The sequence below is a fragment of the Massilia timonae CCUG 45783 genome (assembly GCF_000315425.1).
Lineage (GTDB): Bacteria > Pseudomonadota > Gammaproteobacteria > Burkholderiales > Burkholderiaceae_D > Telluria > Telluria timonae.
The window spans coordinates 173014-185035 of sequence record NZ_JH992925.1 but is presented as its reverse complement, the minus strand read 5'-3'; the positions used below and the strand labels follow the sequence as shown (position 1 = coordinate 185035).

The following is a 12022-nucleotide window of genomic DNA, read 5'->3' as shown; positions in this document are numbered from 1 at the left end:
AATGCACATATTCGACGGCTCTACCAAAAGAGGCATGCTTTATTCGGAGAGTGCACGGCGCAATCGAATTAAATAAACCTATAAAGAGAATGACGACCATGAAGAAACTGCTGCTCTCCTCGCTCCTCGCCCTCGCCGCCATCGCACCTGGCGCCCAGGCGCACCACGTCTGGCTGGAGCAGGACGGCCAGACGGTAAAGCTGCAGTTCGGCGAGTTCGGCCTGAACCAGCGCGAGACCACGCCCGGCCTGCTCGATAAATTCGTCGCGCCGCGCGCGACGCTGCTCAAGGCTTCCGGCGAGACCGGGCTCAGGCTCGAGAAGACCGCCAGGGGCTACGTGGTCGGAGGCGCCACGCTGGCGGCGGGAGACGCCATCGTGGCGGAGGACAATGCCTATCCGGGCTGGGAAACGACCACCGACAGCAAGACCAGCCAGCACATCTGGATCCCGGCCGCGCGCCTGGCGACCAGCTTCGCCGCGCAGCAGCCGAAGCTGGCGCTGGACATCGTCCCGACCGGCACGCCCGGCGAATTCAGGGTGTTCTACCAGGGCCAGCCGCTGCCGAAGGCGAAGGTGGCGATCACCGTGCCCAGCGGCTGGTCGAAGGAAGCGCTGGCCGACGCCAACGGCGCGGTGAAGTTCGCGCTGCCGTGGAAAGGCATGTATGTGCTGGAGACGGCCCATACCGACAAGAGTGGCGGTGAGCGCGCCGGCGTGCAGTACGCCAGCGCCAGCCATACCTCGTCGCTGACCGTCATGCAGCCGCAAGGCATCGCGCCCCTGCCCGCGGGCCCTGCGCTGGCGCCGGGCGCGGAACACTGATCGCCATCCATTCGCATAGAAAGGCCCGAGCCTCATGACTACCCTCACCTGGCGCTACCGCGGCGGCGTGGCCGCGCGCGCGGTCGCGGCGATCGCCGGCGGCTATGTGCTGACCGCGATCGCCAGCGCCCTGATCGCCATCGCGCTGCCGCTGCCGCGCGCCGACGCCGTCACCCTCGCCACCCTGCTCTCCTTCGTGGTCTATACCTGCGTGATCCTGTGGGTGTTCGCCACCGGCAGCGCGCTGCGCGCCTGGGTCGGGGTGGTCGCGACCAGCAGCGTATTGGGCGCTGTGTTGTGGATTGCCGGGAGGGCGTCATGAAAGAAGGCTTGCGCCAATCGATGGCCTGGGTGCACACCTGGTCGGGCCTGTTGGTGTGCTGGCTGCTGCTGCTGGTGTTCATGGGCGGCACCGCGGCCTATTACAAGCACGAGATCACGTTCTGGATGAAGCCCGAGCTGCACAAGGCGGCCGATGCGCCCTCGCGGGTGACGCCGGCCGAATCGGCCACGCTCGCGGTGCGCGAGCTGCAGCAGCGCGCGCCGAAGGCGAATGCCTGGTTCCTCGACCTGCCGCACGAGCGCAATCCGCTGATCTATGCCAGCTGGACCAACCCGCCCAAAAAAGGCATGACGCGCGAGGAGCGGCGCGCGGCGTTCCGCACCCAGAACTTCACGCTCGATCCGATGACCGGCGAGAACACCGCGGCGCCGCGCGACACCCGCGGCGGCGAGTTCCTGTACCGCCTGCACTTCGACCTGTACTACATGTCCGCCATCTGGGGCCGCTGGATCGTCGGCGTCGCCGCCATGTTCATGCTGGTGGCGATCGTCAGCGGCGTGATCACCCATAAACGCATCTTCAAGGACTTCTTCACCTTCCGTCCCAAGAAAGGCCAGCGCTCGTGGCTGGACGCGCACAACGCCACCGCGGTGCTGGCGCTGCCGTTCCACCTGATGATCACGTACACCGGCCTGGTCACGCTGATGTTCATGTACATGCCCTCGCCCACCAAGGCGCTGTACGGCGCCGAGCAGAGCGCCATGTTCGCGGACGTGTTCCCGAACGCCGAACGGGTGAAGCCGGCGAAGGAGTTCGCGCCGCTGGCCGACATCGCGCCGATGCTGCTGCAGGCCGAGCGCGCCTGGGGCCAGGCGCCGACGCGGATCGTGGTGAGCAATCCGAACGACGCCAACGCCCGGGTCGCGCTGCATCGCCCTTCGGGCCAGCAGTTGTCGAACATCGAACCGACCATGACCTTCGACGGCGTGAGCGGCGCGCTGCTGACCGAGACCGCGCCGATGAGCACCACGCTGGACACGCGCGCCGCGATCTATGGCCTGCACGTGGCCCACTTCGCCGACCCGCTGCTGCGCGCGCTGTTCTTCGTGTGCGGGCTGGCCGGCACCGCGATGGTCGCCACCGGCGCCTTGCTGTGGGGCGTGAAGGAGCGCCAGAAGTACGCCAAGGTGCTGGCCAAGGGCGGCCGGGTCGGCTTCGGGGTGCGCCTGGTCGACGCCCTGAACATCGGCGCCATCGCCGGCCTGCCGATCGCCTTCGCCGTCTACTTCTGGGCCAACCGCCTGCTGCCGGTCGAGATCGCGCAGCGCACGAACCTCGAGGCCAACTGCTTCTTCATCGCCTGGGGCCTGGCCGCGCTGCTGGCGCAGATCCGTCCGACGCGCGCCATGTGGCGCTTCCAGCTGACGCTGGGCGCCGTGCTGCTGGCCGGGATCCCGGTGCTGAATGCGCTCACGACCGATACCCACCTGGGGGTGACCCTGTTCGGCGGTCCGGCCCTGCGCGCGGTGGCCGGGTTCGACATCGTGGTGCTGCTGCTTGGCCTGCTGCTCGGCTGGGCCGCCTGGTGGCTGGGCCGCAAGACGAAGAAGCAGGCTGCTGCCCGGCAGCCGGCCAACCCGGCGCAACCGACGCCACTGGAGATCGCATGAACGCATTGATCCTGAGCGGCGCCGCCCTCGCCTTCAGCGGCTTCGCCGCGACCAGCATCACGATGGACCGCCACTACGCCGACATCCACGGCCGCGGCAAGGAAGCCTCTCGCGCCACCCGCCTGCGCCTGCGCACCCTGGGCTGGATCGGCCTGCTGCTGTCGTTCATGGCCTGCATCGGCGCCAGCGGCTGGCACATCGGCCCGGTGCTGTGGTGCGGCATCCTGTCGCTCGCCGCCTGGACCGTCACCCTGCTCCTGCAATACCACCCGCGCCGGGTAATGCAGGGCGCCTGGATCGGCATTCCCGCCGCCCTGCTGGCCGCCGCACTCCTCCTGCGCAATTAGGGTCAGGCGGGCAGCGAGGTGTTGGGGAGCGAGGCGGAGAAAGTGCTGCCCTTGCCCGGTTGCGAGGTGATCGTCAGCTTGCCGCCATGGCGCAGCAGGACGTGCTTGACGATCGCCAGACCGAGGCCAGTGCCCTGCGTCTCGCGCGAACGGCTCTTGTCGACGCGGTAGAAACGCTCGGTCAGGCGCGGGATGTGTTCGGGGTCGATGCCGATGCCGCAGTCGGTTACCGCAAACGATAAAGCGTCGGCGCCGCGGGTCCAGGCCAGGCGGATCGTGCCGCCGTTTGGCGAGTAGCGCACCGCGTTCGAGGCCAGGTTGGCGAAGGCGCTGCGCAGTTCTTCCATGCTGCCCATCACGTCCGGGCCGTCGACCGACACCTCGATCTGGTGCCGACCGCCCGACAGCGCGCGCGCCTCCAGGGCGATCGAGTCGATCATCGTGCGCACGTCCACCCGCTCGCGCTTCATCGGATACTCGTCCGATTCCAGCCGCGACAAGGTCAGCATGTCCTGGATCAGGCGCTGCATGCGGTGCGCCTGCTCCGTCATCAGGTTCAGGTGCGCCATCCGCGTGGCGACGTCGATGCCCGGATCGGACAGCGCGATCTCGAGGAAGCCCACGATCACCGTCAGCGGCGTGCGCAGCTCGTGCGAGGCGTTGGCGATGAAGTCGCGCCGCATCGCCTCGATGCGCTCGGTGTCGGTGGCGTCGTGCGTCACCAGGATCTGGCGCCGGTTCTCGAACGGGATGATGCGGCATTCCAGCTTGCGGCCACGGAACGACAGCGTCAGCGGCTGCTCATAGCGGCCCAGCACGATATAGTCGATGAAGTCCGGATGGCGCACCAGGTTGGTCACGCGCAGCCCCTTGTCGCGCTCCATCGTCAGGCCCAGGTGCTTCTCGACCGCCGGGTTGCACCACTCCAGGAACAGCACGTCGTCCATGATGGCCACGCCTTCCGGCAGCAGGTGCATCGCCTGGCGAAAGCGCGCCAGCCACTCGGTCAGTTCGGCCTGATGGCGCTCGTCGTCGCGCCGCAGGCGATACAGGCGGGCGAAGGCATCGGTCCAGGCGCCCCAGCCATCCGGCAGGCGCGTGCTGTGCGGCTCGTCGAGCCACTCGCCCAGCTTGTACAGGTAAGACAGTTGCGTGAACACGGCGACCGCCATGCCGGCCAGCGCCAGCGACAGCCCGGCTATGGGGCCGAACCACCACCACACCAGGCCGGCCACGGCGAACAACAGGCCCGTGCGCAGCAGCGCCGGCACCCAGAACAGCAGCTTGGGATTCATCGCGTCCTTCGACACCGCGTTATTTCTCGGACAGCATGTAGCCGACGCTGCGCACGGTGCGGATCAAGCCATCGGCGCTTTTCAATGCCTTCCTCAGGCGCAGCACGTGCACGTCGACCGTGCGCTCCTCGATCACCGCGTGGTCGCCCCACACCTTGTCGAGCAGCTGGGCGCGCGAAAACACCCGCTCCCGATGCGCCATCAGGTACTTCAGGAGCTTGTACTCCGCGTTGCCGATGTCGATCTGCTGGCCCTCGACCGTCACCGTGCAGCTGTTCGGATCGAGCGTCACCGCGCCGGCGCGCAGCGGCGCCTCGGCCAGGTGCGGGCTTTTGCGGCGCAGCAGCGCGCGCGAGCGCGCCAGCAGTTCGCGCGGCGAGAACGGCTTGGTGATGTAGTCGTCGGCGCCGTTGTTCAGGCCCGCCAGCTTGTCCTCTTCCATGCTTTTTGCCGTCAGCATGATCACCGGCAGGTCCTGGAAGTCGCGGTCGGCGCGCAGGCGCGAGAGCAAACGCAGGCCGCTCTGGTCGGGCAGCATCCAGTCCAGCAGCAGCAGGTCGGGCTTGCCCCGGCTGATGCTTTCCCAGGCGCCGGCGGTGGTGTCGGCGGTGCGAATGTCCCACCCTGCCTCGCGCAGCGAATAGGTCACCAGTTCGACGATCGCCGGCTCGTCTTCGACCACCAGGACGGAGGTATTGTCCGCCATGCTCAGGCCGCCGACTGGTCGTCGAGGATCACCTTGCTGTGGCGGATGTCGCGGCCTTCGACCACGTAGATCACGTATTCCGCGATGTTCTTGGCGTGGTCGCCGATGCGCTCGATCGCCTTCGCCACCCACAGCGTATCCAGCGCCGACGAGATCGTGCGCGGGTCTTCCATCATGTAGGTGACCATGGTACGCAGGATGGTGCGGAACTCGTGGTCGACCACCTCGTCGCCGGCGATGATCTGCAAGGCCTGCTTGCCGTCCAGGCGCGCGAACGCGTCCAGCGAATCGTGCAGCAGCTCCGAGGTCGCCTTGGCGATGGTGCGGATCATGTCGTAGTGGGCGAAGCCGGCCGTGCCGCGCTCGTGCAGGCTCTTGGCGGTGCGCGCGATCTTGGTCGCCTCGTCGCCGATGCGCTCCAGGTCGGTGATGACCTTGATGGTGGCCATCACGGTGCGCAGGTCGTTGGCGGTCGGCTGGCGCTTGACGATCAGGTGGCTGCAGGCGTCGTCGAGCGAGACTTCGAGCTGGTTGACGGCCTGGTCTTCGGCCATCACGCGCTCGGCGCGCGGGATGTCGCCGATGCGGAAGCACTCGAGCGCGTCCTCGAACTGGGTTTCCACCATGCCGCCCATCAGCAAGACCTGGGAACGGATGCCCTCGAGTTCCTGGTCGTACTGCTTGGATGAATGCTCGCCTGTCATAACTTCTCCGTCAAATATTCTTGTGAAGCCGGCCCTGGCCGGCAAAATGAACAACCGGGTAGGATCAGCCGAAGCGGCCGGTAATATAGTCTTGCGTTTCCTTGCGCGCCGGATTCATGAAGATCTGGTCGGTCTCGCCGAATTCGACCAGCTCGCCAAGATACATATAGGCAGTGTAATCCGAGCAACGCGCGGCTTGTTGCATATTATGGGTCACGATGGTGATCGTGTAATCCTGCTTCAGCTCGCTGATCAGTTCCTCGATCTTGGCGGTCGAGATCGGGTCCAGCGCCGAGGTCGGTTCGTCGAGCAGCAGCACGTCCGGCTTGACCGCCACGCCGCGCGCGATGCACAGGCGCTGCTGCTGGCCGCCCGACAGCGACAGTCCGCTCTTGTTCAATTTGTCCTTGGCTTCTTCCCACAGCGCCGCCTTTTTCAGCGCCCACTCCACGCGCTCGTCCATCTCGCCCTTCGACAGGTTTTCGTACAGGCGCACGCCGAAGGCGATGTTGTCGTAGATCGACATCGGGAACGGCGTCGGCTTCTGGAACACCATGCCGACCTTGGCGCGCAGCATGTTGACGTCGACACCTGGCTCCAGGATATTGCGGCCGCGGTACATGATCGAGCCCTCGGCGCGCTGGCCGGGGTACAGGTCGTACATGCGGTTCAGGGTGCGCAGCAGGGTCGACTTGCCGCAGCCCGACGGGCCGATGAAGGCCGTCACCTGCTTGGCGTGGATGTCGAGCGAGACATCCTTGAGGCTCTGCGTCTTACCGTAAAAAAAGTTCAGGCCTTCGATTTCGATCGTCTTGGCTTTTGCAGCGGCCGGGGTCGGAGTCGTATTGAGCATGGCTTGGTTCATCACTTTGTCTTTTATCAGGTCGATTAACGCGGAGTTTTTTGGCTGAACAGGGTCCGCGACAGGATGTTCAGCAACAGCACGGTAGCAGTCACCAGCAGTGCGCCGGCCCAGGCCAGCGAGCGCCAGTCGTCATACGGGCTCATGGCATAGGTGTAGATCACGACCGGCAGGTTGGCCAGCGGCGCGTTCATGTCGGCGCTGAAGAACTGGTTGTTCAGGGCGGTGAACAGCAGCGGCGCGGTTTCGCCGGTGACGCGGGCAATCGCCAGCAGCACGCCGGTCACGACGCCGGCCTTCACGGCGCGCAGGCGCACCGTGATCGCCACCTTCCAGTGCGGCGCGCCGAGGGCGTAGGCGGCTTCCAGCAGGCTGGCCGGCACCAGGCGCAGCATATTGTCGGTGGTGCGCACGACCACCGGAATCGCGATCAGCGACAGCGCGATCGAGCCGGCATAGCCCGAGAAGTGCTGCACATTGGCGACGTACAGGGCGTAGACGAACAGGCCGATCACGATCGACGGGGCCGACAGCATGATGTCGGTCACGAAGCGGGTGATCTGCGCGAACTTGTTGTTCTCGCCGTACTCTGCCAGGTAGATACCGGCCAGGATGCCGATCGGGGTGCTCACCAGGGCCGACAGGCCGACCATCATCACGCTGCCGACGATGGCGTTGCGCAAGCCGCCGCCGGGGGTGCCCGGGGCCGGGGTATCGGCCGTGAACAGGGTGGCGCTCAGGCCGCCGAAGCCGTTGTACAGCAGGGTGAACAGGATCCAGGCCAGGAAGGCCAGGCCGATGCCCATGGCGCACACCGACAGCGTGATGCCGATGCGGTGCGCCAGCAGGCGCTTGCGGTAGACGGGGTTCTTGATCGCGGTATTCATATTATTTGGTGCCTTCGCTACGGGACATACCGAGCAACATCAGTTTTGCCGCCGACAGCACGACGAAGGTGATGCCGAACAGGATCAGGGCCAGGGCGAACAGCGACGACGAGTGCAGCGCCGTGGCCGCTTCGGCGAATTCATTCGCCAGGGTCGACGAAATCGAGTTACCGGGCGAGAACAGCGATGCCGACAGCGAGTGCGCATTGCCGATCACGAAGGTGACGGCCATCGTCTCGCCCAGCGCGCGGCCCAGGCCCAGCATCACGCCGCCCACCACGCCGGTGCGGGTGTAAGGCAGCACCACCTTGCGCACCACTTCCCACTTGGTGCAGCCCAGGCCGTATGCCGATTCCTTCAGCACGGTCGGCACGATCTCGAACACGTCGCGCATCACCGAGGCGATGAACGGGATGATCATGATTGCCAGGATCAGGCCGGCGGTCATGATGCCGATGCCCATCGTCGGGCCCTGGAAGATCACGCCGATCACCGGCAGCTGGCCGATGGTTTCCTTGAGGGCGGGCTGGACGTACTCGGCGAACAGCGGCGCGAACACGAACAGGCCCCACATGCCGTAGATGATCGACGGCACGCCGGCCAGCAGTTCGACCGCCGTGCCCAGCGGGCGGCGCAGCCAGGCCGGGCAGATCTCGGTCAGGAACAGGGCGATGCCGAAGCTGATCGGGAATGCCACCGCCAGCGCGATGATCGAGGTGGCCAGCGTGCCCCAGATCGCGATCATGGCGCCGTACTGGTCGTTGACCGGATCCCACTCCACCCGGGTGATGAAGCCGAGGCCGAATTCCTTGAAGGCCGGCGCCGCGCCGATGGCCAGCGAGATGATGATGCCGATCAGTACCGCCAGTACCGAAGCGGCGAACAGCCAGGTGATCTTGTGGAAGAAGAAGTCCTGCATGCGCTGGTTGCGCATGGTGCTGCGCAGCGCAGCATGCTGGAGGGCGTCGGCTTCGGCCGCTGCTTTCTCGGGCAGCTCGTTCATGGTCGCGGATGGGTGGGCGCTCATATCGTCGTTAATAGCTTTTTTGTCAATATTGCTGGCAAACGGAAGGGCTGGAACGCGCCAGCCCACCTTGTTTCAAGCAATGCGGATTACCAGAGCGCCTTGCCGGTGGTGTCCTTCAGGTTGGCGCGCCAGGCGTCCTGCACCAGCTTGGTGACTTCGGCCGGCATCGGCACGTAGTCCAGTTCGGCGGCCGACGGGGCGCCGTTCTTGTAGGCCCAGTCGAAGAACTTCAACACTTGCTGGCCCTTGGCGGCCGGCTGGTTCTTGTGCACCAGGATGTACGAGGCGCCAGTGACCGGCCAGGCGCCCTTGCCGGCCTGGTTGGTCAGGATCACCGCGAAGCCCGGGGTGCCTTTCCAGTTGGCGCCGGCGGCGGCGGCCTTGAAGGCGTCGTCCGACGGTTGCAGCCAGGCGCCGTCCGCGCCCTGCAGCTGGGTGTGCGCCATCTTGTTCTTCTTGGCGTAGGCCCACTCGACGTAGCCGATGCCGCCCTTGATGCGCTGCACGTTGGCGGCCACGCCCTCGTTGCCCTTGCCGCCCACACCAACCGCCCACTTGACGGTGGTGCCGGCGCCGATGGTCGATTTCCAGGCCGGGCTGACCTTGCTCAGGTAGTCGGTCCACAGGAACGAGGTGCCCGAGCTGTCGGCGCGGCGCACCACGGTGATGTCGTTGGCGGGCAGCTTGACGCCCGGGTTCAGCGCGGCGATCTGCGGCGCGTTCCACTTGGTGATCTTGCCCATGTAGATGTCGGCGATGACGGCGCCGCTCAGCTTCAGCTGGCCCGGGGCGATGCCGTCCAGGTTCACGATCGGCACCACGCCGCCCATCACGGCCGGGAACTGGAACAGGCCCGCGGCGTTCAGCTCGTTCGCCGCCAGCGGCATGTCGGATGCGCCGAAGTCGACGGTCTTGGCCTTGATCTGCTTGATGCCGGCGCCCGAACCAACCGACTGGTAGTTCAGACCGACGCCGGAAGCCGCCTTGTACAGCTCGGCCCACTTGGCATAGATCGGGTATGGGAAGGTCGCGCCGGCGCCGGTGATGTTGGCGTTCTGGGCGCTGGCGGAGAATGCCGTTGCGGCCAGGGCGATCGAGACGAAGAAGTGCTTCATGCGCATATCGGATCCTTTGGAAGTGACACCACGGGACGATCCCGCTGACGATGCTGCGCAGTCTAACGGGCGAATATGACAGGTTCATGACATATTTGGCGAATGTGACATGAACATGACACGCGCGCAAGGATGTCATCCCTGGGCACAGCGCGGCGCGCGGATGGACATCGGCGTCAGCCGAATAATGTCATGTTCCGCACCATGGAGCTTGTAAATACACCATTGCCTGCTATCCTGAAAGGGTAGTCATGACATGGAGGGGATGCCGAGAGGCGTTTGGTTTTAATGTTAGATCTGATGGTGATGGGGATTCTGAGCGGATTGGCCGCCCTCGTGGCGTTCGAGATCTACCAGGAGATCCGCGGCAGTTCCAGCGATTTGCACGACCGCTATCACGAATAGCGAATGGCCCGCTCAGTGGGCCAATACAGCAGGCGGCGAGACCGATGGCGCTCGCCGCTTGTCGTATACCAGGCGCTGTCATCGGCCTGGCGCTGCCGCCACCGTTACCGCATGAAACGCGCCAGCGCCGTCACCGCGGCCAGGTCGGGCTGCAGGAACTGGAAACCGACCTTGAACTCGCCGCTGCTGAAGATGCAGTACGACACCTTGGCCCGGGTATTGATGGTGACGAAGCTGCCCTCGACCAACAGGTCGAAGGCCAACTGGCCGGCCTGCCCGACCGCCAGCGGATCGCCGACACTGATGCTCACGCCGCTGGCGCCGACGTCGGTGGTCTTGCCGCCGATCGGCGGCTGGCCGTCCATGGCGAGCATGGCCTTGGTGCGGTACACCTTGCGTGGAGATTTCCTTTGGTCTTGATACACGTGTTTACCCGAATACAGTGAACAAGACACAATTATAGAATCTTCCAGGAAATCCGACAGCCAACGGCCCAGCCCGCCAGGATCTGACCGTCAGTCGATCTCGCGCAACTTGCTGAACGCCTCCTCGATGCGCTCGACGGCGATGATGTTCATGCCCTCGATCTTGGCCTTCGGCGCATTCGCTTTCGGGATCAGCGCCAGCGAGAAGCCCAGCTTGGCCGCTTCGCGCAAGCGCTCCTGGCCGCGCGGCGCCGGCCGGATCTCGCCGGCCAGGCCGACCTCGCCGAACACCACCAGCCCGCGCGGCAGCGGCTTGTTGCGCATCGACGAGTTGATCGCCAGCAGCACGGCCAGGTCGGCCGCCGGTTCGGTGATCTTGACGCCGCCGACCGCATTGATGAACACGTCCTGGTCGAAGGCCGCGATGCCGGCGTGGCGGTGCAGGACCGCCAGCAGCATCGCCAGGCGGTTCTGTTCCAGGCCGACCGACAGGCGGCGCGCGTTGGGCAGGTGGCTGGTGTCGACCAGCGCTTGAATTTCGACTAACAGCGGTCTTGTTCCCTCCTGCGTCACCATCACGCAGGAGCCCGGCACCTGGCTGTCGTGCTGCGACAGGAACAGCGCGGAAGGATTCGAGACGCCCTTCAGGCCCTTCTCGGTCATCGCGAACACGCCCAGCTCGTTCACCGCGCCGAAGCGGTTCTTGATCGCCCGCACCAGGCGGTAGCTCGATTGGGTGTCGCCTTCGAAGTACAGCACGGTGTCGACGATGTGTTCCAGCACGCGCGGGCCGGCCAGCGCGCCTTCCTTGGTGACGTGGCCGACCAGGATCATGGTCACGCCGGTCTGCTTGGCCACCCGCGTGAGCTGGGCCGCGCATTCGCGCACCTGGGCCACCGAGCCGGGGGCCGAGGTGAGCGCATCCGAATACATGGTCTGGATCGAGTCGATCACCACCACGTCGGGCTTGAGGTCGGCGATGGTGCCGAGGATTTTCTCGAGCTGGATCTCGGCCTGCAACTTGAGTTCCTTGGCGTCCACCGCCAGGCGGCGCGCGCGCAGCGCGATCTGGGCGCCGGATTCCTCGCCGCTGACGTAGAGCGTGCTGCGGACCAGCGACAGGCTCGACAGCGCCTGCAACAGCAGGGTCGACTTGCCGATGCCGGGATCGCCGCCGATCAGGACCACGCCGCCGGCCACCAGGCCGCCGCCCAGCACGCGGTCGAATTCCTCGATGCCGGTGCCGAAGCGCGGCACGTCGATCGCCTCGATGTCGGCCAGCGACAGCACCGGCGCGGTCTGCGCCAGGCTGCGGTGCGGGGTCTGCGACATGCGGTTGACGCCGGGCGTGTCGACGACCGTCTCGACCATCGTGTTCCAGGCCTTGCAGTCGGCGCACTGGCCGGTCCAGCGGCTGGCGATCGCGCCGCACTCGCTGCAGGTGTAATTGGTTTTTGCTTTTGCCATCGTAT

At 65.8% G+C, this 12022-nt stretch carries 13 protein-coding genes; 4 read left to right on the top strand and 9 right to left on the bottom strand.

The genetic code is table 11. The features are described from left to right. Window positions 1-98 precede the first annotated feature (98 nt). From HMPREF9710_RS21060 to HMPREF9710_RS21045, 4 genes are read left to right on the top strand one after another with little or no spacing between them, the layout of a single operon-like run. On the top strand, window positions 99-824 hold the full coding sequence (locus tag HMPREF9710_RS21060; RefSeq protein ID WP_005669742.1) for a DUF4198 domain-containing protein: 726 nt from the start codon (window positions 99-101) through the stop codon (window positions 822-824). Between the two features lie 34 nt (window positions 825-858). Then, the gene (locus HMPREF9710_RS21055) at window positions 859-1146 is read left to right on the top strand and encodes a hypothetical protein (protein WP_005669741.1); all 288 of its coding nucleotides are present in this window, start codon (window positions 859-861) and stop codon (window positions 1144-1146) included. Then, window positions 1143-2777: a PepSY-associated TM helix domain-containing protein gene (locus HMPREF9710_RS21050; protein WP_005669739.1), complete on the top strand. Its 1635-nt coding sequence runs from the start codon at window positions 1143-1145 to the stop codon at window positions 2775-2777. Before HMPREF9710_RS21055 ends, HMPREF9710_RS21050 begins: the two co-directional genes overlap by 4 nt. Next, a complete protein-coding gene (locus HMPREF9710_RS21045; RefSeq protein WP_005669737.1) occupies window positions 2774-3124 on the top strand; it encodes a DUF3325 domain-containing protein in 351 nt (116 codons plus the stop codon). The genes HMPREF9710_RS21050 and HMPREF9710_RS21045 overlap by 4 nt, the downstream gene beginning before the upstream one ends. 2 nt (window positions 3125-3126) lie before the next feature. Here HMPREF9710_RS21045 and phoR read toward each other — a convergent pair whose 3' ends face one another. The 9 genes from phoR to radA form a co-directional block, all read right to left on the bottom strand. Then, on the bottom strand, window positions 3127-4419 hold the full coding sequence (gene phoR, locus HMPREF9710_RS21040) for a phosphate regulon sensor histidine kinase PhoR (protein WP_005669735.1): 1293 nt from the start codon (window positions 4417-4419) through the stop codon (window positions 3127-3129). Window positions 4420-4438: 19 nt separating this feature from the next. Next, a complete protein-coding gene (locus HMPREF9710_RS21035) occupies window positions 4439-5125 on the bottom strand; it encodes a response regulator (RefSeq protein WP_005669733.1) in 687 nt (228 codons plus the stop codon). A gap of 2 nt (window positions 5126-5127) precedes the next feature. Beyond that, window positions 5128-5829, bottom strand: coding sequence for a phosphate signaling complex protein PhoU (gene phoU, locus HMPREF9710_RS21030; RefSeq protein WP_005669730.1), 702 nt, complete (start codon window positions 5827-5829; stop codon window positions 5128-5130). 64 nt (window positions 5830-5893) lie between these two features. Continuing rightward, window positions 5894-6682, bottom strand: coding sequence for a phosphate ABC transporter ATP-binding protein PstB (pstB, locus tag HMPREF9710_RS21025; RefSeq protein ID WP_174348361.1), 789 nt, complete (start codon window positions 6680-6682; stop codon window positions 5894-5896). A 35-nt stretch (window positions 6683-6717) separates the two neighbouring features. Next, entirely contained in the window at window positions 6718-7578 is an 861-nt protein-coding gene (gene pstA, locus HMPREF9710_RS21020) for a phosphate ABC transporter permease PstA (RefSeq protein ID WP_005669726.1), read from the bottom strand. A gap of 1 nt (window position 7579) precedes the next feature. Continuing rightward, window positions 7580-8581, bottom strand: coding sequence for a phosphate ABC transporter permease subunit PstC (pstC, locus tag HMPREF9710_RS21015; protein WP_040777679.1), 1002 nt, complete (start codon window positions 8579-8581; stop codon window positions 7580-7582). 110 nt (window positions 8582-8691) lie between these two features. Continuing rightward, complete coding sequence (gene pstS, locus HMPREF9710_RS21010; RefSeq protein ID WP_005669722.1) at window positions 8692-9726, bottom strand: phosphate ABC transporter substrate-binding protein PstS; 1035 nt, start codon at window positions 9724-9726, stop codon at window positions 8692-8694. 503 nt (window positions 9727-10229) lie between these two features. Next, window positions 10230-10550, bottom strand: coding sequence for a PilZ domain-containing protein (locus HMPREF9710_RS21005; RefSeq protein ID WP_005669719.1), 321 nt, complete (start codon window positions 10548-10550; stop codon window positions 10230-10232). Between the two features lie 90 nt (window positions 10551-10640). After that, the gene (gene radA, locus HMPREF9710_RS21000) at window positions 10641-12017 is read right to left on the bottom strand and encodes a DNA repair protein RadA (protein WP_005669717.1); all 1377 of its coding nucleotides are present in this window, start codon (window positions 12015-12017) and stop codon (window positions 10641-10643) included. Window positions 12018-12022 lie beyond the last annotated feature (5 nt).

Excerpts from the sequence above, each read along its gene's own strand:
- HMPREF9710_RS21060 (WP_005669742.1), top strand. The coding sequence starts at position 99 with ATGAAGAAACTGCTGCTCTCCTCGCTCCTCGCCCTCGCCGCCATCGCA.
- HMPREF9710_RS21055 (WP_005669741.1), top strand. The coding sequence starts at position 859 with ATGACTACCCTCACCTGGCGCTACCGCGGCGGCGTGGCCGCGCGCGCG.
- HMPREF9710_RS21050 (WP_005669739.1), top strand. The coding sequence starts at position 1,143 with ATGAAAGAAGGCTTGCGCCAATCGATGGCCTGGGTGCACACCTGGTCG.
- HMPREF9710_RS21045 (WP_005669737.1), top strand. The coding sequence starts at position 2,774 with ATGAACGCATTGATCCTGAGCGGCGCCGCCCTCGCCTTCAGCGGCTTC.
- phoR (WP_005669735.1), bottom strand. The coding sequence starts at position 4,419 with ATGAATCCCAAGCTGCTGTTCTGGGTGCCGGCGCTGCTGCGCACGGGC.
- HMPREF9710_RS21035 (WP_005669733.1), bottom strand. The coding sequence starts at position 5,125 with ATGGCGGACAATACCTCCGTCCTGGTGGTCGAAGACGAGCCGGCGATC.
- phoU (WP_005669730.1), bottom strand. The coding sequence starts at position 5,829 with ATGACAGGCGAGCATTCATCCAAGCAGTACGACCAGGAACTCGAGGGC.
- pstB (WP_174348361.1), bottom strand. The coding sequence starts at position 6,682 with ATGCTCAATACGACTCCGACCCCGGCCGCTGCAAAAGCCAAGACGATC.
- pstA (WP_005669726.1), bottom strand. The coding sequence starts at position 7,578 with ATGAATACCGCGATCAAGAACCCCGTCTACCGCAAGCGCCTGCTGGCG.
- pstC (WP_040777679.1), bottom strand. The coding sequence starts at position 8,581 with ATGAACGAGCTGCCCGAGAAAGCAGCGGCCGAAGCCGACGCCCTCCAG.
- pstS (WP_005669722.1), bottom strand. The coding sequence starts at position 9,726 with ATGCGCATGAAGCACTTCTTCGTCTCGATCGCCCTGGCCGCAACGGCA.
- radA (WP_005669717.1), bottom strand. The coding sequence starts at position 12,017 with ATGGCAAAAGCAAAAACCAATTACACCTGCAGCGAGTGCGGCGCGATC.